The organism is Streptomyces zhihengii, from assembly GCF_016919245.1.
Taxonomy (GTDB): Bacteria; Actinomycetota; Actinomycetes; order Streptomycetales; family Streptomycetaceae; genus Streptomyces; species Streptomyces zhihengii.
Genome location: NZ_JAFEJA010000001.1, coordinates 5,601,975 through 5,620,151, shown reverse-complemented (window position 1 = coordinate 5,620,151; position 18,177 = coordinate 5,601,975). Strand labels below are relative to the sequence as shown.

Genomic DNA, 18,177 nt, shown 5'->3' with positions numbered 1-18,177 from the left:
CGAGCCTACGGACGGGATACGTGTGCCGTCCAACGATCTGAGCGAGACTTGAGCGAGCCCCGCGCTCCGGCCCCGGCCGGGTCGGCGTCCGGGCCCCCACCGCGCCCGGGCTCCGGCGCCCCGGGCCCCCGCTGCCCGGTCCCGGCCCTCACACGGCGGCCGGGCACGCGCTGAGGGCAAGGTTCCCCGTGGGAAACAGAAGGGATCCGGACGGGAAACACCCACGACGCACGCTGCTCGCATGACATCGGAGATCGTGGTGATCGGCGCCGGCACGGCAGGCGCCCGGCTCGCGCGCCAGCTCGGCGCCGCGGCCCGCGTCACCGTCTTCGGCGAGGAGACCCACGCCCCGTACAACCGGGTGCTCCTCGCCGAGGTGCTCGCCGGCCGGTACCCCGCGGACGTCATCGCGCTGCCCGAGGTGCCGGTGCGCCGCGGTGTGCGGGCGACCTCGATCGACCGGGCGCGGCGGCTGGTGCACTGCGCCGACGGCACCTCGGTCCCCTACGACCGGCTGGTGCTCGCCACCGGCTCGAACCCGGTGCTGCCGCCGCTGCGCGGCATCGGCCCCGGCCTCCCGGACGGCGTCCACCCGTTCCGGACCCTCGACGACTGCGCGGCCCTGTCCGCGGCCGTCGGCCCCGGCACCCGGGCGGTCGTCGTCGGCGGCGGCCTGCTCGGCGTCTCCGCGGCCCGCGCGCTCGCCACCCGGGGCGCCAAGGTGGTGCTGGCCCAGCAGGGCGAGCACCTGATGGAGCGGCAGCTCGACGCCTCGGCGTCCGCGCTGCTGCGCACCCACCTGGAGTCGCTCGGCGTCGAGGTGCACACCGAGTGCCGGGTGCGCGGACTGCGCACCGGCGCCGACGGCGCGGTCGGCGCCGTCGTCCTCGCGGACGGCTTCGCGCTGGACGCCGAGGTCGTGGTGCTGGCCTGCGGCGTCCGGCCGAGGGTCGGTCTGGCGGCCGACGCCGGGCTGAAGGTCCGGCGCGGTGTGGTCGTCGACGACGAGCTGCGCACCTCCGACCCGTACATCCACGCCATCGGCGACTGCGCCGAGCACGACGGCGTGGTCCACGGGCTGGCCGGACCGGCGCTGGAACAGGCCGATGTGCTCGCCTCGGTGCTGAAGGCCGAGGAGGCGCCCCGCTACACGGGTTTCCGGGCGCTGACCCGGCTGACCCTGACCTCCGCCCCCGCGGCGGACCCCTCGGCCGCGCCGCTGGACCTCGCCGCGTTCGGCGACCCGACTCCCCGCCCGGGGGACGACGTCGTCCAGCTCGCCGACGCCACCCGGGGCGCGTACCGCAAGGTCGTCGTCCGCGGGGACCGGCTCGTCGGCGGCGTACTGCTGGGGGACCTCGCCTCGGTCGGCGCCCTCGCCCGGGCCTGGGAGGGCGACGAGGCCCTCCCCGACTCCGTGCCCCTGCTCCACCTGCTCACCAATGATGGAGGCCTCTGACATGGCTGCGACGTCCGCGATGTCCACCCCCGCGATCAGCCCCACGATCGTGGTCGTCGGCCACGGCATGGTCGGCCAGCGCTTCCTGGAGGCCCTCGCCGACCGCGGTGTCACCGAGCGGGCGCGGATCGTCGTGCTCTGCGAGGAGCCGCGCCCGGCCTACGACCGCGTCAAGCTGACCTCGTACTTCTCCGGGAACACGCCCGACGACCTGTCCATGGTCGAGGACGGCTTCATGGAGAAGCACGGCATCGAACTGCACCTCGACGACCCCGCCGTCCGGATCGACACCGCCGCGCGCACCGTCGTCTCGCGGGCCGGGGTGACCCTCGCCTACGACACCCTGGTGCTGGCCACCGGCTCGTACCCGTTCGTGCCGCCGGTGCCGGGCAAGGACGCCGAGGGCTGCTTCGTCTACCGCACCATCGAGGACCTGCTGGCCATCGAGGAGTACGCCAAGACCTCCCGGGTGGGCGCGGTCGTCGGCGGCGGTCTGCTCGGCCTGGAGGCGGCCGGGGCGCTGAAGGGCCTCGGCCTGCAGACCCATGTCGTCGAGTTCGCGCCGCGGCTGATGCCGGTCCAGGTCGACGACGGCGGCGGCGCGGCGCTGCTGCGCACCATCGAGAACATGGGGCTCTCCGTGCACACCGGAGTCGGCACCCAGGAGGTCGTCGCCGGGGAGACGGGCGCCGTCACCGGCATGGCCCTCTCCGACGGCTCGGTGCTCCCCACCGACCTGGTGGTCTTCTCCGCGGGCGTCCGGCCCCGGGACCAGCTCGCCCGGGACGCGGGGCTCGCCGTCGGGGAGCGCGGCGGCATCGTCGTCGACGAGCAGTGCCGCACCTCCGACCCGGCGGTCTTCGCGATCGGCGAGTGCGCGCTCGCCAGCGACGGCCGCGTGTACGGCCTGGTGGCGCCCGGGTACGAGATGGCGGAGACGGCCGCCGCCACGCTGGAGGGCGAGGTGAAGTCGTTCACCGGCGCCGACCTGTCCACCAAGCTGAAGCTGCTCGGCGTGGACGTCGCCTCCTTCGGCGACGCGCACGGCACCGCCGACGGCTGCCTCGACGTGGTGTACTCCGACTCCCGCGCGGGCCTCTACAAGAAGCTCGTGATCGGCGCCGACGGGACGCTGCTCGGCGGCATCCTGGTCGGCGACGCCGAACAGTACGGCACCCTGCGGGCGTTCACCGGCAGCAAGCCGCCGGTCTCCGCGGAGCAGCTCGTGCTGCCGGCCGGCGCGGGCGCGCCGGTGGCGCTCGGCCCGGCCGCCCTGCCCGACGAGGCGGTCGTCTGCTCCTGCCACAACGTCACCAAGGGCACCGTCCGGAGCGCGGTCACCGACCACCGGTGCACCACGGTGCCCGAGGTCAAGAAGTGCACCAAGGCGGGCACCGGCTGCGGAAGCTGCGTCAAGGTGCTGGGCCAGCTCGTCAACGCCGAGCTGGAGGCCGCGGGCGTCGAGGTCGACAAGGGCCTGTGCCCCTGCTTCGGCCAGACCCGGCAGGAGCTCTACGAGATCGTCCGGGCCCTGCGCATCACCTCCTACCAGCGGCTCCTGGACCAGCACGGACGCGAGGAGGCCCGCGGCGGCAACGGCTGCGAGGTCTGCAAGCCGACGGTCGGCTCGATCATCGCCTCGCTGGCCCCCACGATCGGCGCGAGCGGATACGTGCTGGAGGGCGAGCAGGCGGCGCTCCAGGACACCAACGACCACTTCCTGGCGAACATGCAGAAGAACGGGTCGTACTCGATCGTGCCCCGCATCCCCGGCGGTGAGATCACCCCGGAGAAGCTGATCGTGATCGGCGAGGTGGCGCGGGACTTCGGGCTCTACACCAAGATCACCGGCGGTCAGCGGATCGACCTCTTCGGCGCCCGGGTGGACCAGCTCCCGCAGATCTGGGGCCGGCTGGTGGACGCGGGCTTCGAGTCCGGTCACGCCTACGGCAAGGCGCTGCGGACGGTGAAGTCCTGCGTGGGACAGACCTGGTGCCGCTACGGCGTGCAGGACTCGGTCCGCATGGCGATCGACCTGGAGCTGCGCTACCGGGGCCTGCGCTCGCCCCACAAGCTGAAGTCGGCGGTCTCCGGCTGCCAGCGCGAGTGCGCCGAGGCCCAGTCCAAGGACTTCGGGGTGATCGCCACGGCGAACGGCTGGAACCTCTACGTCGGCGGCAACGGCGGCGCGACCCCGCGCCACGCCGACCTGCTCGCCCAGGACCTGTCGGACGGCGAACTGATCCGGCTGATCGACCGGTTCCTGATGTTCTACATCCGCACGGCCGACCGGCTGGAGCGGACCTCGACCTGGCTGGAGCGGATCGAGGGCGGCCTGGACCATGTGCGCGACGTGGTGGTCGACGACTCGCTGGGCATCTGCGCCGAACTGGAGTCCCTGATGGCCGACCACGTCGCCGGCTACCGCGACGAGTGGGCCGAGACGCTGGACGACCCGGAGCGCCTGATGCGGTTCGTCTCCTTCGTCAACGCCCCCGACGTGCCCGACCCCACGGTCAAGTTCGTGCCCGAGCGGGACCAGGTCAAGCCCGACCTGCCCCTGCTGTCCATCCGTCCGCTGGACGAAGCACTGGAAGGAAGCGCCGCCCGATGACCATCGCCCCTGAGAAGACCGACGTCCAGCTCCAGATCAAGATCGGCGACGACTGGCTGGCCGTGTGCCCGCTGTCACGGCTGATCCCCGGGCGCGGCGTCGCGGCGCTGCTCCCCGGCGGGCGCCAGGCCGCGCTGTTCCTGGACCGCGACGGCCGGCCGTACGCCATCGACAACCGTGACCCGTTCGGCGGTGCGCAGGTCCTGTCGCGCGGGCTGATCGGCACCGCGGCGGGCCGCCCGTTCGTCGCGTCGCCGCTGCTGAAGCAGCGCTTCGACCTGGAGACGGGGGCCTGCATCGACGACGCGGACGTCGCGGTGACGGCGTACGAGGTGCGGCTGCACTGAGGCACGGCACCCCGGTGCCACGGAATCCGCCCGCGCGCCGTCTGTCACTGCCCTGACCTTCGCGGCGCGCGGGCGGCACACCTCACGCCCCGGGCACTTCCCCGGGCACGACCCGCCCCCGGATCCGGTGCACGTCCACCCGGCTCCGGGGGTCTGCCGCGTCGCCGGCTCACTCGCCGGCCGTCGCCTCCTGCATGGCCTCGACGTCCATCCACATGACCTCCCAGTTGTGGTGGTCGACGTCCTGGAAGGCGCGGCCGTACATGAAGCCGAAGTCCTGGGTCTCGCCGGACGGGGAGCCGCCGGCCGCCAGGGCGCCGTCGACCAGCGTGTCCACGGCCTCGCGGTTCTCGGCGCTGAGCGCGAAGATCGCCTCGGTGGACACGGTGGCGTCCGTGATGTCCTTCTTGGTGAAGTCCTTGAAGCGCTGCTCCGTCAGCAGCATGGCGAAGATGGTGTCGCTGATGACGAGACAGGCCGCGTTCTCGTCGCTGAACTGCGGGTTGAAGGAGTAACCCAGCTTGGTCCAGAAGGACTTGCTGGTCTCCAGATCCTTGACCGGCAGGTTCAGGAAGATCATCTGGGACATGGTGTGCTCTCTCTCGTCATGCGGTGCTCCGTGCGGTGCTGTCGAATGGGTAGACGGACGGGCCGCGAAGATCTCATCGGCCCTGCCGGAGGTTTTTTCTTCACACCGCGCACCCGCTCACCGTCACCCCGCGTTGAGGTGGACGCAACTCGCCCCGCCTAGGTTCTGCGGCGCGCGACCCCGCGGCGCCGGCCGGTGCCACGGGGCGGTCATCCCCCTCTGGAGTGACACGTGGAACGTCGCAGTTTTCTGCGCGGAGCGGTCGTCGGCACGTCCGCGGCAGCGTTCGGCTTCACCCTCTGGCAGGGCGCCGCGTCCGCGGCGCCCGCCCAGCCCGGCGCCGGCCCGTACGGGACGCTCGGCGCGGCGGACGCCAACGGCATCCAGCTCCCGGCCGGCTTCACCAGCCGGGTGATCGCCCGCTCCGGCCAGAAGGTCGGCTCCACCTCGTACACCTGGCACAACGCCCCCGACGGCGGCGCCTGCTTCACGGACGGCACGGGCTGGATCTACGTCTCCAACTCCGAGATCAACCCGTCCGGCGGGGCGGGCGCGGTGCGCTTCGACTCCTCGGGCGCCATCACCGGCGCCTACCGCATCCTGTCCAACACCCGCCAGAACTGCGCCGGCGGCAAGACGCCCTGGAACACCTGGCTGTCGTGCGAGGAGGTCAGCCTCGGCTACGTCTACGAGGCCGACCCGTACGGCGTGAACGCGGCCGTGCAGCGGCCCGCGATGGGCCGCTTCAAGCACGAGGCGGCGGCCGCCGACCCCGTCCGCAGGGCCGTCTACCTCACCGAGGACGAGACCAGCGGCTGCCTGTACCGCTTCCTCCCCACCACCTGGGGCAACCTGTCGTCCGGCACGCTCCAGGTGCTGGTCGCCGGCTCGGGGACGTCCGGGTCGTTCAGCTGGGCGAACGTGCCGGACCCGGACGGCTCCCCCACGGCCACCCGCAACCAGGTGTCGGGGGCGAAGAAGTTCAACGGCGGCGAGGGCTGCCACTACGCCAACGACACCGTGTGGTTCACCACCAAGGGCGACAACCGGCTCTGGGAGCTCGACCTCACGTCGAACACCTACTCGCTCGCCTACGACGACTCCCTGGTGACCGGCGGCTCGGCGCCGCTCACCGGCGTCGACAACGTCACGGGCGCCGCCTCCGGCGACCTGTTCGTCGCCGAGGACGGCGGCAACATGGAGATCTGTGTGATCACCCCGTCGGACGTCGTCGCGCCGTTCCTGCGGATCACCGGGCAGTCCGGCTCCGAGATCTGCGGCCCGGCCTTCTCGCCCGACGGGCGCCGGCTGTACTTCTCCAGCCAGCGCGGCACCAGCGGCAGTTCGTCGGGCGGCATCACCTACGAGGTGACCGGCCCGTTCCGCGCGTAGGGGCGGGGCTCGGGGCGGGGCTCCGCCCCCGGGTCCGCACGGGGCTCCCCGGGGACGCCGCCGCGCAGCAGGGCGGCGCCCAGCGGGGTCAGCGTGTGGAGTACCGCGTTCCCGTGCCGGAGGGTGACGACGAGGCCGGATTCGCGGAGCACCGCGGCGTGCTGGCTCGCGGAGGCGAGGGACACCCCCGCCCTGCGGGCCAGTTCGCTGGTGGTGCAGCCGTGCCGGATGGCCTGGAGGACCGCCGAGCGGGTGTGGCCGACGAGCCGGCCGAGCGAGGCGCCGGCGGCCTCCGGCAGGGCGGACTCGGCGCTGTGCTGCACCGGATAGACCAGCACCGGCGGCAGCGAGGGGTCGCGCAGCACGACGGGTGTGCCCCGGCAGAAGAACGACGGCTGGAGCAGCAGGCCCCGCCCCTTCAGGTGGAGCTCCCGGTCGACCGGGTAGTCGGCCTCCAGGACGGGGGCGCGCCAGCGCAGCACCGGGGGCAGTGAGGCGAGCAGTTCGGCGGCGCCGCCGTCGAGGAGGGCGCGCCCGCGCGCCGCGCGGTCGGCCTCCACCCGGGCCCGCACATGCGGCCAGTACGGCTCGACGGCGGCGCGGTGGTAGGCGTGCAGGGCGTCCACGAGCCGTCCCACGGCGTCCGCACGGCCCTCGGAGAGCGGCTCCAGCCGGGCGGGCGGCACCCGCAGCGGGGAGCGGTGGACGGCCGTCAGGGCCACTTCCGCGCGCAGCCGCTCGGCCGGGGTGGCCCGCAGTGCCGCGAGGCCCGCCTCCAGGCCGTCACGGCCCTCCGCGGGCGTCAGGAAATCCGGGAAATACCCGCGCGGCGGAACCAGTTGGGCCAGCAGACGCGTTTCACCTTTCAACCGGACGCGTGCTTCCGACCGCCATTCACCGAAGACGAGGGAGCCTCTGCGGTCCCTCAGCCGGTGGAAACTCAGAATCGATTCCCACAGCGCGTCCGGACCGGCCGCCATCCTTACGCGCGCCAGATCGTCCGCACTGAAATGAATACGAAGCACCGAACCCCCACCTGTTGCACCCGCAATCGCCCCCACCAATGAGTATGCATGCAATCACAGGTTGTTACCACGGTGTTTCGGCCACAGTTGAAACACCTCGCGGCACCACGGGGGCAACCGAAAGGCTGTACGACGTCGGGCATGAAACCTTCATCACCGATGTGACGCAGCTAGGACCGTGGGGGGCCTGCGCGTCCGGCGGCGGTGACGGAGGTTGCGGCTCCGTGTCCGGCACGGGTAATGGAGTGCGGTCGGTGGGTGGGGATCCGCCGGCCGCACTCCTCCGAGTCTTTGCTCGGGAAACGGCAGAAATTCGCTCCCCGTTAAACGTCCGCAATTCAACTGAACGACGGGTCAGCACGACCGACCCGGCCGGGCGGCCCGACGGGGCAAGGTCGGTGCCCCCGTGGCGAGTGAGCCGAAGGGGCACGGGCGGCGCCGAAAGGGAGAGCGCGCGGCCCACGTCCGGCAAGTGAGCCGAAGGGGCGCGGGCGGCGCCGAAAGGGAGAGCGCGCGGCCCACGTCCGGCGAGTGAGCCGAAGGGGCGCGGGCGGTGCCGAAAGGGAGAGCGCGCGGAGGTCCCGAGGAACGAGGGATCGAGCACGGTCGACCGTCGGGACCGTCTTGAGCGCCCCGGAGGCGAACCGAGCCCGAGGAAAACAGGCACGGTCGACCGTCGGGACCGTCTTGAGCGCCCCGGAGGCGAACCGAGCCCAAAAAGCAGAAGGGGCAGGCGCCTTGCACGGGGCGCCTGCCCCTACCGCTGTGATTCCGGGACCGTCACCGGGAGCCGGTGAGGGTCGGGTTACCGGGCTCCGGGTTTCGTGCCCCGGCCCGGATGACGGCCCCGGAAGGGTGTCCGCCTGGGGCGGACGGGTGCTCGGGCGCCGTTGACCGAGCACCTCCCGCCGCCGGCGGGAGCCCTGACCCGCGTCAGCGGGAGTCGCTGCCCGCCGACTGCGCCGCGGCGCGTCCCGCCTCCAGGCGGGCCACCGGGATCCGGAAGGGCGAGCAGGAGACGTAGTCCAGGCCCACCTCGTGGAAGAAGTGCACGGACTCCGGGTCGCCGCCGTGCTCGCCACAGACACCGAGCTTGAGGTCGGGGCGGGTGGCCCGGCCGGCCGCCACGGCGTCGCGGACGAGGGCGCCCACGCCGTCCTTGTCGATCGTCTCGAACGGGCTGACGCCGAAGATGCCCTTCTCCAGGTAGGCGGTGAAGAAGCTGGCCTCCACGTCGTCGCGGGAGAAGCCCCACACCGTCTGGGTGAGGTCGTTGGTGCCGAAGGAGAAGAACTCCGCGGCCTCCGCGATCTGGCCGGCGGTCAGCGCGGCCCTGGGCAGCTCGATCATCGTGCCGAGGGCCAGCCGGAGTTCGACACCGGTCTGCCGCGCGACCTCGGCGATGACCTCCTCGGCCTCGTCCCGCACGATCTCCAGTTCCTGGACGGTGCCCACCAGCGGGATCATGATCTCCGCGCGCGGGTCGCCCTTGGCGTCGACGCGCTGCGCCGCGGCCTCGGCGATGGCCCGCACCTGCATGCCGAACAGGCCGGGGATGACCAGGCCGAGACGCACTCCGCGCAGGCCGAGCATCGGGTTCTGCTCGTGCAGCCGGTGCACGGCCTGGAGCAGGCGCAGATCGTTCTCGTTGTGGTCCTTGCGGGCCTCGGCGAGGGCGACGCGCACCGAGAGCTCGGTGATGTCGGGCAGGAACTCGTGCAGCGGCGGGTCGAGCAGACGCACCGTCACCGGCAGCCCGTCCATCGCCTCGAACAGCTCGACGAAGTCCTTCTTCTGGAGCGGGAGCAGGGCCTGGAGGGCCTCCTCGCGCTCCTCGTCGGTGTCGGCGAGGATCAGCTTCTCGACCATCTCGCGGCGCTCGCCGAGGAACATGTGCTCGGTGCGGCACAGGCCGATGCCCTGGGCGCCGAAGCGGCGGGCGCGCAGCGCGTCCTCGGCGTTGTCGGCGTTGGCCCGTACGCGCAGCCGGCGTACCCGGTCCGCGTAGGCCATGATCCGGTGGACGGCCTGCACCAGCTCGTCGGCGTCGTCGGCGCCGGCGTGCATCCGGCCCTCGAAGTACTCGACGACCGGGGACGGCACGACCGGCACCTCGCCGAGGTACACCTTGCCGGTGGAGCCGTCGATGGAGACGACGTCGCCCTCCTCGACGACCGTCCCGCCCACCGTCATCCGGCGGCGCTTGGTGTCGACCTCCAGGTCCTCGGCGCCGCAGACACAGGTCTTGCCCATGCCGCGGGCGACGACGGCGGCGTGCGAGGTCTTGCCGCCGCGCGAGGTCAGGATGCCCTCGGCGGCGATCATGCCGTCCAGGTCGTCCGGGTTGGTCTCGCGGCGGATGAGGATGACCTTCTCGCCCGAACGCGACCACTTGACGGCCGTGTACGAGTCGAAGACGGCCTTGCCGACGGCCGCGCCCGGGGAGGCGGCGATGCCGCGGCCCAGCAGCTCGGTGGTGGCCTTGTCGTCGAAGCGGGGGAACATGAGCTGCGCGAGCTGCGCCCCGTTGACGCGCTGGAGCGCCTCGGCCTCGTCGATCAGGCCTTGGTCGACGAGCTGCGTGGCGATGCGGAACGCGGCGCCGGCGGTGCGCTTGCCGACGCGGGTCTGGAGCATCCAGAGCTGGCCGCGCTCGATGGTGAACTCGATGTCGCAGAGGTCCCGGTAGTGGTTCTCCAGGGTCTCCATGATCTGCATGAGCTGGTCGTACGACGTCTTGTCGATCGACTCCAGGTCCGCCAGCGGGACGGTGTTGCGGATGCCCGCGACGACGTCCTCGCCCTGGGCGTTCTGGAGGTAGTCGCCGTACACGCCCTGGTGGCCGGAGGCGGGGTCGCGGGTGAAGGCGACGCCGGTGCCGGAGTCGGGGCCGAGGTTGCCGAAGACCATGGAGCAGACGTTGACCGCGGTGCCGAGGTCGCCGGGGATGCGCTCCTGGCGGCGGTAGAGCTTGGCCCGGTCGGTGTTCCAGGAGTCGAAGACCGCGTGGATGGCGAGGTCCATCTGCTCGCGCGGGTCCTGCGGGAAGTCCCGGCCCGCCTCGGCCTTGACGATCTTCTTGAAGTGCTTGACCAGCTTCTTGAGGTCCGCGGCGTCGAGGTCGGTGTCGACGGCGACCTTCTTGGCGGCCTTGGCCTCGTCCAGCGCGTCCTCGAAGAGCTCGCCGTCGACGCCCAGCACGGTCTTGCCGAACATCTGGATGAGGCGGCGGTACGAGTCCCAGGCGAAGCGCTCGTCGCCGGCCTGGGCGGCGAGGCCCGCGACGGACTCGTCGGAGAGGCCGATGTTGAGGACGGTGTCCATCATGCCGGGCATCGAGAACTTGGCGCCCGAGCGCACCGAGACGAGCAGCGGGTCGTCGGCCTGGCCGAGCCGCTTGCCCATGGAGGTCTCCAGGGCGTCGAGGTGCGCACTCACCTCGTCGCGGAGTGCCGCCGGCTCCTCGCCGCTGTCGAGGTAGACCTTGCACGCCTCGGTCGTGATCGTGAACCCGGGAGGGACCGGGAGACCGAGGTTGGTCATCTCGGCGAGGTTCGCACCCTTGCCACCGAGAAGGTCCTTCAGGTCCTTGTTGCCCTCGGTGAAGTCGTAGACGAACTTCTGATCTTTGTTTTCCGACACGGGTCTCGACTCCTCGACGACTCGGGTGGCTGCCCTGACGGCGAGGAACATACCCAGATCAAAGGCGTCTGGGTACGTCCACTTGCGCGTCATACGGCCTTAACCACTCGTCCGCCAGCAGATCGAAAGTGCCTGGCGGCGGGTGGGGTGCGCACCCGTTCCTTCGACTTCTGAACGCATCGGCGCGGAGGGTGATCGTTGATCGATCATTCGCCCACGGAGGGTCATCGCCGCCGATGGGATCCGAACGCCAAAAGGGTGGCACTGAGTGCCACCCTTCGGGAGGTGCAGGCGTCTAAAATTCGCTCATCTGAGCGCCACCCCTATCAGGGGTGGCGAGGATCACGCCGCCCGCGGGGCCGGAATTCCATCATCCGGACCCCTTCCGGCGGGCTCAGCCGCCGGAGGTGTCGAGTTCCGCCTCCTCGCCGACACCGGCGCAGTCGTACGGGTCCTTCAGCCAGCCGTCGGGCAGCACCACACGGTTGTTCCCCGAGGTCCGCCCGCGCGGGCCGTCCGCGCCGGCCGGCCACGGCTGGTCCAGGTCCAGCTCGCTCAACTGAGCGCCCAGCTCGTCCAGGGAGGAGGTGACCGCCAGCCGCTTGCGCATCTCGGAACCGACCGCGAAGCCCTTCAGGTACCAGGCCACATGCTTGCGGAAGTCGATGACACCGCGTGACTCGTCGCCGATCCACTCCCCCAGCAGCGTCGCGTGGCGCAGCATCACGTCCGCCACCTCGCGCAGCGTGGGCCGCGCGTACTCCCCCGTGCGGCCCTCGAAGGCCGCCACCAGGTCCCCGAAGAGCCACGGGCGGCCCAGGCAGCCGCGGCCCACGACCACACCGTCGCAACCCGTCTCGCGCACCATCCGCAGGGCGTCCCCGGCGGACCAGATGTCGCCGTTGCCGAGCACCGGGATCTCCGGGACGTGCTCCTTGAGCCGGGCGATGGCGTCCCAGTCCGCGGTGCCGCCGTAGTGCTGGGCGGCCGTGCGCCCGTGCAGGGCGATGGCCGTCACGCCCTCGTCGACGGCGATCCGACCCGCGTCGAGGAAGGTGATGTGGTCGTCGTCGATGCCCTTGCGCATCTTCATGGTGACGGGCAGCCCGCCCGCGTTCCCCACGGCCTCGCGGAGGATCGCGCGCAGCAGGTTCCGCTTGTACGGGAGGGCGGAACCGCCGCCCTTGCGGGTCACCTTGGGGACGGGGCAGCCGAAGTTCAGGTCGATGTGGTCGGCCAGATCCTCGTCCACGATCATGCGCACCGCCTTGCCGACGGTGACCGGGTCCACTCCGTAGAGCTGGATCGAGCGCGGTGTCTCGGTCGCGTCGAAGTGGATGAGCTGCATGGTCTTCTCGTTGCGCTCCACCAGGGCCCGGGTGGTGATCATCTCGCTGACGAACAGGCCCTTGCCCCCGCTGAACTCGCGGCACAGGGTGCGGAAGGGGGCGTTGGTGATACCGGCCATGGGGGCGAGCACCACCGGCGGCTGCACGGTGTGCGGACCGATCCGGAGGCTGGAGGCGGCGGGGGCGAGCGTGGTCATCCGCCCATTGTCCCGCATGCGCAGGGAGGCCCGGGGGCCGCGTGAGGCATCCGACACCGCCGGCCGCCCCGCCCGCGTCCGCGACGCCGGTGCGCGGGCCCTGCCGGCCGGGGCCCGCGGCTCATGGCGCGCGGCGCGCGGCCCCCCGGCCCGCGGTCAGAGGCTGATCCAGCCCAGGGCCAGGGCGGCGACCCCGAGCACGGCCCCGGCCACCGAGACGGCGCAGATGAGCAGCTCGCGCGGGGAGAACAGCCGCCGGCCCTGCTCGCGGCGGGCCTTGGCGAAGAGCAGCGTCGCCGGCGCGTAGACGATGAACGACACCAGCACGAACTTCAGCCCGGCGGCGAACAGCAGGAACGCGGTGTAGACGGTGGCGACCGCGGCCACCGTGATCTCCCGTCCCGTGATCGCGCCGCCCGCCGTCCGCTCGTCCGGCCGCAGCCCGAGCTTCAGGGCGAAGGCCGCCGCCAGCAGGAAGGGGATCAGGCTCAGCGCGCTGGTGAGGTCGAGCGCGAAGTTGAACGCGTCGTCCGAGAACAGCGTCACGACCAGCACGAGCTGGCTCAGCAGCGTCGTCATCATCAGCGCCGGCACCGGCACGTCGTCGCCGCTGGACCGCCCGAGGAAGCGCGGCATGTCCTCGTCCTTCGCCGCGACGAACAGCACCTCGGCGGCCATCAGCGTCCACGCCAGGTAGGCGCCGAGCACGGAGACGATCAGCCCGACGCTGACGAACACCTTGCCCCAGGTCCCGACCGCGTGCTCCAGGACGCCGGCCATGGACGGCTGGCGCAGCTCGGCGATCTCGCCCATCGGCATGATGCCGTAGGAGACGACGGTGACCGAGGCGAAGACGGCGAAGACGCTGAGGAAGCCGAGCACCGTCGCCCGGCCGACGTCCGCGCGCCGCTTGGCGTGCCGCGAGTACACGCTGGCGCCCTCGACGCCGAGGAAGACGAAGACCGTGGCCAGCATGGTGCCGCGGACCTGGTTGAAGAGCGAGCCGGCGTAGTCGGCCCCCGCGAAGTTGTCGGCGAACACCCCCGCGTCGAAGTAGAAGAGCGCGATGACGACGAACACGAGGATCGGGACGACCTTGGCGACCGTGACGACGCGGTTGATCGTCGTGGCCTCCTTCACCCCGCGGCGGATCAGCAGGAAGAAGCCCCAGAGCCCGAGCGTGGAGAGCACGGCGGCGAGCAGGGTGTCGCCGTCGCCGAGCGCGGGCCAGACCGCGCCGACGGTGGACATGATGAGGACCCAGTAGGTCACGTTGCCGACGCAGGCGCTGGCCCAGTAGCCGAACGCCGAGAAGAAGCCCAGGTACTCGCCGAAGCCGGCCTTGGCGTAGGCGTAGACACCGGCGTCGAGGTCGGGCCGGCGCACCGCCAGCGACTGGAAGACGAACGCCAGCATCAGCATGCCGGTGCCGGCGATCGCCCAGGCGATCAGCGCCCCCGCGACGCCGGTCTCCTGCGCGAAGCGGCTCGGCAGCGAGAAGACCCCCGCCCCGACCATCGAGCCGACCACCATCGCGGTGAGCGTCGTCAGGGTCAGCTTCGCCGTCGGCGGGGTGACCTCGTGGCTCCCGGTCCGCTCGGTGCTCCCGCTCATGACGCGCCCGCCCCCACTCGGCTCCCGGGGCGGCGCGGCTCGCGGCGCCCGTACGACGAGCGGAAATCTATACCTTTTCCGGCGAAATGCCCGCTATTGGGGGATGCGGGACGTGTCCCGGGGCGGCCCGGCACCCGCACCTCCGGGGCGCACACCGGGGCCGTCCGGGGCACCCGCGCCCGGACGGCGAAAGGCCCGGACCGCCGGGGGCGGTCCGGGCCTCGCGGAGGTGCGGACGGTCAGGAGGAGGACTCCTCCTGGGGCGCGGGCTGCTCCGTGCCGCCCTGGGCGGCGCGCTCACGCATCCTGCGGAGCAGCTCCTGCTTCTGGTCGACGGCCGCCTTGCGGTCGGCGGCGGCCGCGGGGCCGTTGCCCTGCCCGCCCGTACGGGACAGCTTCTTGCGCTGTCCGCCGACGCCGAGGAGGTTGTTGCGGCTCTTGGCCATGGGGTTCTCCCATCGTGGTGAGACATGACTGGTGATGCGTCCGGCGTGGGCGGCGGGGCCGCCGCGCTCTCACTCGTAGATCTGGAAGAACGAAGACATGAGCCGAAGGTAGCGCGCGCCCCGCACGCGCGGCATCCGGTTTTCTCCGCCCGCCGACCCGACCACCCGGTCACCCGAACGACGGATGACGACTGACAGATATTGAAATCTGTCAGTCGTCATGCCATCGTGGAGGGGTACGGCACGGCAACCGACACGTCCTCGGGAGACCCTCATGACCTCCTCCGCCGCCCAGCTCCCCCGCCCCGTCCGCGCCCTCGGCACCACGGGCCCCCAGGTCTCCGCCCTCGGCCTCGGCTGCATGGGCATGTCCGCGCTCTACGGGGCGGCGGACCGCGCCGAGTCGATCGCCACCGTCCACGCGGCGCTCGACGCCGGCGTCACGCTCCTCGACACCGGCGACTTCTACGGCATGGGCCACAACGAGCTGCTGATCAACGAGGCCCTGCGCACCGCGCCCCCGGCCGCCCGGGAACAGGCCGTCGTGAGCGTCAAGTTCGGCGCCCTGCGCACCGTCGAGGGCGGCTTCACCGGTTACGACGGCCGCCCCGCCGCGGTGAAGAACTTCGCCGCCTACAGCCTCCAGCGCCTGGGCACCGACCACATCGACGTCTACCGGATCGCCCGCGTCGACCCGGACGTGCCGATCGAGGAGACCGTCGGCGCCATCGCCGAGCTGGTGGAGGCGGGCCACGTCCGCCACATCGGGCTCTCGGAGGCCGGCGCGGACACCATCCGCCGCGCGGCGGCCACGGCCCCGATCGCGGACCTCCAGATCGAGTACTCCCTGCTCTCTCGCGGCATCGAGCAGACGATCCTGCCCACCGTCCGGGAGCTCGGCATCGGTGTCACCGCGTACGGGGTGCTCTCGCGCGGTCTCATCAGCGGCCACTTCACCCGCGACCGCGAGCTGGCCCCGGGCGACTTCCGCGGCATGAGCCCCCGCTTCCAGGGCGAGAACCTCCAGCGCAATCTCGACCTGGTCGACCGGCTGCGCGCCGTGGCGGAGGCCAAGGGCGTCAGCACCGCGCAGGCGGCCATCGCCTGGGTGCTCAGCCGCGGCACGGACATCGTGCCCCTCGTCGGGGCCCGCACCCGCGCGCGCCTGGAGGAGGCGCTCGGCGCGCTGGACGTGGCGCTCGACGCCGGGGACCTCGCCGCGATCGAGAAGGCCGTCCCCGCCGGCTCGGCCTCCGGCGAGCGCTACCCGCAGGCCCAGATGGCCCACCTCGACAGCGAGCACTGATCCTTGGGTACGGTCGCGTGAGCCGTGACCACCGAAAGGCAGCGCAGACGCCATGACGCCCGAAGCCCTCACCCCCGAGCGCATCCTCGAAGCCACCGAGGAGGTGCTGCGCCGCTACGGCCCGGCGAAGGCGACGGTGGTCGACGTGGCACGCGCGCTCGGCGTCAGCCACGGCAGCGTCTACCGGCACTTCCGCACCAAGGCGGAGCTGCGGGAGGCGGTGACCCACCGCTGGCTCGGCCGGACCGAGGGGACGCTGGAGGAGCTGGCCGCCACGCCCGGCCCCGCGCCCGAGAAGCTGCGGGAATGGCTCGCGACCCTCTTCGAGGCCAAGCGCCACAAGGCGGGCGACGACCCGGAGCTCTTCGCGACGTACAACGTGCTCATCGACGAGAGCAGCGGAGTCGTGGACCGGCATCTGACCGTGCTGGAGGACCAGGTCCGGCGGATCGTCGAGGAGGGGGTGGCGGCCGGCGAGTTCACGGCGCCCGACCCCTCGGCGTCGGCGCGCGCCGTGTTCGCCGCCACCGCCCGCTTCCACGACCCGGCACACGCGCCGGGCTGGCGCTCGCCCACCGCGGACGCGGAGTTCGACGAGGTGGTGGGCCTGCTGCTGCGCGGCCTGCGCCCCTGAGCGGAGCGCCCCCTGACGCCGGGCGGCAGGCCCGCCCACGACAAAGCCCCCGGTCCGACACGAGGTCGGACCGGGGGCTCCGGTGTGTCCGCGGCGCGGGTGTCAGCAGCCGAGCAGACGGCTGCCGAGGTAGCCCTGGATCTGGTCCAGCGAGACGCGCTCCTGCTTCATCGAGTCACGCTCGCGCACGGTGACGGCGTTGTCGTCGAGGGTGTCGAAGTCGACGGTGACGCAGTACGGCGTGCCGATCTCGTCCTGACGGCGGTAGCGGCGGCCGATGGCGCCGGCGTCGTCGAACTCGATGTTCCAGTTCTGCCGGAGGTCGGCGGCGAGGCCCTTGGCCTTCGGCGAGAGCTGCGCGTTGCGGCTCAGCGGCAGGACGGCGACCTTGACCGGCGCGATGCGCGGGTCGAGGCGCATCACGGCGCGCTTTTCCATGACGCCCTTGGCGTTGGGCGCCTCGTCCTCGTTGTAGGCGTCCAGCAGGAAGGCGAGCATCGTCCGGCCGACACCGGCCGCGGGCTCGATGACGTACGGGGTCCAGCGCTCGCCGGCGTCCTGGTCGAAGTACTGCAGGTCGGTGCCGGACGCCTTGGAGTGCGCGGAGAGGTCGTAGTCGGTGCGGTTGGCGACACCCTCCAGCTCGCCCCACTCGCTGCCGCCGAACTGGAAGCGGTACTCGATGTCCGCGGTGCGCTTGGAGTAGTGGGAGAGCTTCTCCTGCGGGTGCTCGAACCAGCGCATGTTCTCCTCGCGCAGGCCGAGGCCGGTGTACCAGTTCCAGCGCTGCTCCATCCAGTACTCCTGCCACTGCTCGTCCTCGCCCGGCTTGACGAAGAACTCCATCTCCATCTGCTCGAACTCGCGGGTGCGGAAGATGAAGTTGCCGGGCGTGATCTCGTTGCGGAAGGACTTGCCCATCTGCGCGATGCCGAAGGGCGGCTTCTTGCGCGAGGTCTGGAGCACCTGGCCGAAGTTGGTGAAGATGCCCTGCGCCGTCTCGGGACGCAGGTAGGCGACGGAACCGGAGTCCTGGGTCGGGCCGAGGTGGGTGGAGAGCAGGCCGGAGAACTGCTTGGGCTCGGTGAAGGTGCCCTTGTTGCCGCAGTGGGGGCAGCTGAGGCCGGCGAGGCCGTTCTCGGGGAGGCGGCCGTGCTTCTCCTCGTACGCCTCCTCCAGGTGGTCGGCGCGGAAGCGCTTGTGACACGAGGTGCACTCGGTCAGCGGGTCCGTGAAGGTGGCGACGTGGCCGGAGGCCTCCCAGACCTCGGTGGCCAGGATCACCGACGAGTCGATACCGACGACGTCCTCGCGCGAGGTGACCATGTAGCGCCACCACTGGCGCTTGATGTTCTCCTTCAGCTCGACACCCAGCGGCCCGTAGTCCCAGGCGGCACGCTGACCGCCGTAGATCTCACTGCAGGGGTAGACAAAGCCACGGCGCTTGCTCAGGTTGACGATCGTGTCGATCTTGTCGGCGGCCACGGTGCTCTCTTCAGTACGACGGCGAACGGAGAATGATTCAGATTACCGGCGGCCGCACCCCCCGGATCAAATCGGTTC

The 18,177-nt window shown here is 71.7% G+C and carries 13 protein-coding genes; 6 read left to right on the top strand and 7 right to left on the bottom strand.

All coding sequences use genetic code 11. From position 1 onward, the window contains the following. The first annotated feature begins 241 nt into the window (after nucleotides 1–241). From JE024_RS23800 to nirD, 3 genes are read left to right on the top strand one after another with little or no spacing between them, the layout of a single operon-like run. Nucleotides 242–1,459, top strand: a complete 1,218-nt coding sequence (locus JE024_RS23800; RefSeq protein WP_205375532.1) for an NAD(P)/FAD-dependent oxidoreductase — start codon at nucleotides 242–244, stop codon at nucleotides 1,457–1,459. A 1-nt stretch (nucleotide 1,460) separates the two neighbouring features. Continuing rightward, complete coding sequence (gene nirB / locus JE024_RS23795) at nucleotides 1,461–4,073, top strand: nitrite reductase large subunit NirB (protein WP_244883044.1); 2,613 nt, start codon at nucleotides 1,461–1,463, stop codon at nucleotides 4,071–4,073. Further along, nucleotides 4,070–4,420, top strand: coding sequence for a nitrite reductase small subunit NirD (nirD, locus tag JE024_RS23790; protein WP_205375531.1), 351 nt, complete (start codon nucleotides 4,070–4,072; stop codon nucleotides 4,418–4,420). The genes nirB and nirD overlap by 4 nt, the downstream gene beginning before the upstream one ends. A gap of 169 nt (nucleotides 4,421–4,589) precedes the next feature. Here the strand turns inward: nirD and JE024_RS23785 are convergent, their stop codons facing one another. Next, nucleotides 4,590–5,009: a VOC family protein gene (locus tag JE024_RS23785; RefSeq protein WP_205375530.1), complete on the bottom strand. Its 420-nt coding sequence runs from the start codon at nucleotides 5,007–5,009 to the stop codon at nucleotides 4,590–4,592. A 231-nt stretch (nucleotides 5,010–5,240) separates the two neighbouring features. Between JE024_RS23785 and JE024_RS23780 the strand changes: the two genes are divergently transcribed. Continuing rightward, nucleotides 5,241–6,401, top strand: a complete 1,161-nt coding sequence (locus JE024_RS23780) for a PhoX family protein (RefSeq protein ID WP_205375529.1) — start codon at nucleotides 5,241–5,243, stop codon at nucleotides 6,399–6,401. On the opposite strand, the gene JE024_RS23775 is transcribed toward JE024_RS23780, so the two are convergent. The 5 genes from JE024_RS23775 to JE024_RS23755 all read right to left on the bottom strand — a co-directional run bounded on the left by JE024_RS23775 (nucleotide 6,371) and on the right by JE024_RS23755 (nucleotide 14,674). After that, nucleotides 6,371–7,426, bottom strand: coding sequence for an ArsR/SmtB family transcription factor (locus tag JE024_RS23775; protein ID WP_205375528.1), 1,056 nt, complete (start codon nucleotides 7,424–7,426; stop codon nucleotides 6,371–6,373). The genes JE024_RS23780 and JE024_RS23775 overlap by 31 nt on opposite strands. A 933-nt stretch (nucleotides 7,427–8,359) precedes the next feature. Beyond that, on the bottom strand, nucleotides 8,360–11,068 hold the full coding sequence (gene ppdK, locus JE024_RS23770) for a pyruvate, phosphate dikinase (protein WP_205375527.1): 2,709 nt from the start codon (nucleotides 11,066–11,068) through the stop codon (nucleotides 8,360–8,362). A 394-nt stretch (nucleotides 11,069–11,462) separates the two neighbouring features. Further along, nucleotides 11,463–12,614, bottom strand: coding sequence for a tRNA dihydrouridine synthase DusB (gene dusB / locus JE024_RS23765; RefSeq protein WP_205375526.1), 1,152 nt, complete (start codon nucleotides 12,612–12,614; stop codon nucleotides 11,463–11,465). A gap of 156 nt (nucleotides 12,615–12,770) precedes the next feature. Continuing rightward, entirely contained in the window at nucleotides 12,771–14,228 is a 1,458-nt protein-coding gene (locus tag JE024_RS23760) for a basic amino acid/polyamine antiporter (RefSeq protein ID WP_205375525.1), read from the bottom strand. Between the two features lie 239 nt (nucleotides 14,229–14,467). Beyond that, nucleotides 14,468–14,674 carry a DUF6243 family protein gene (locus JE024_RS23755; RefSeq protein ID WP_205375524.1) on the bottom strand — a complete coding sequence of 69 codons (207 nt, stop codon included), beginning with the start codon at nucleotides 14,672–14,674 and terminating at the stop codon, nucleotides 14,468–14,470. 274 nt (nucleotides 14,675–14,948) lie between these two features. Here JE024_RS23755 and JE024_RS23750 point away from each other — a divergent pair, with 274 nt between their 5' ends. Together JE024_RS23750 and JE024_RS23745 are read left to right on the top strand one after the other, a co-directional pair. Continuing rightward, complete coding sequence (locus JE024_RS23750) at nucleotides 14,949–15,980, top strand: aldo/keto reductase (protein WP_205375523.1); 1,032 nt, start codon at nucleotides 14,949–14,951, stop codon at nucleotides 15,978–15,980. A gap of 52 nt (nucleotides 15,981–16,032) precedes the next feature. Then, on the top strand, nucleotides 16,033–16,614 hold the full coding sequence (locus tag JE024_RS23745) for a TetR/AcrR family transcriptional regulator (RefSeq protein WP_205375522.1): 582 nt from the start codon (nucleotides 16,033–16,035) through the stop codon (nucleotides 16,612–16,614). Nucleotides 16,615–16,716: 102 nt separating this feature from the next. On the opposite strand, the gene JE024_RS23740 is transcribed toward JE024_RS23745, so the two are convergent. Beyond that, a complete protein-coding gene (locus tag JE024_RS23740) occupies nucleotides 16,717–18,099 on the bottom strand; it encodes a glycine--tRNA ligase (protein ID WP_205375521.1) in 1,383 nt (460 codons plus the stop codon). Nucleotides 18,100–18,177 lie beyond the last annotated feature (78 nt).

Bases quoted from the DNA above. Each gene is read 5' to 3' on its own strand.
- JE024_RS23800 (WP_205375532.1), top strand. From the start codon at position 242: ATGACATCGGAGATCGTGGTGATCGGCGCCGGCACGGCAGGCGCCCGG.
- nirB (WP_244883044.1), top strand. From the start codon at position 1,461: ATGGCTGCGACGTCCGCGATGTCCACCCCCGCGATCAGCCCCACGATC.
- JE024_RS23760 (WP_205375525.1), bottom strand. From the start codon at position 14,228: ATGAGCGGGAGCACCGAGCGGACCGGGAGCCACGAGGTCACCCCGCCG.
- nirD (WP_205375531.1), top strand. From the start codon at position 4,070: ATGACCATCGCCCCTGAGAAGACCGACGTCCAGCTCCAGATCAAGATC.
- JE024_RS23755 (WP_205375524.1), bottom strand. From the start codon at position 14,674: ATGGCCAAGAGCCGCAACAACCTCCTCGGCGTCGGCGGACAGCGCAAG.
- dusB (WP_205375526.1), bottom strand. From the start codon at position 12,614: ATGACCACGCTCGCCCCCGCCGCCTCCAGCCTCCGGATCGGTCCGCAC.
- JE024_RS23745 (WP_205375522.1), top strand. From the start codon at position 16,033: ATGACGCCCGAAGCCCTCACCCCCGAGCGCATCCTCGAAGCCACCGAG.
- JE024_RS23750 (WP_205375523.1), top strand. From the start codon at position 14,949: ATGACCTCCTCCGCCGCCCAGCTCCCCCGCCCCGTCCGCGCCCTCGGC.
- JE024_RS23785 (WP_205375530.1), bottom strand. From the start codon at position 5,009: ATGTCCCAGATGATCTTCCTGAACCTGCCGGTCAAGGATCTGGAGACC.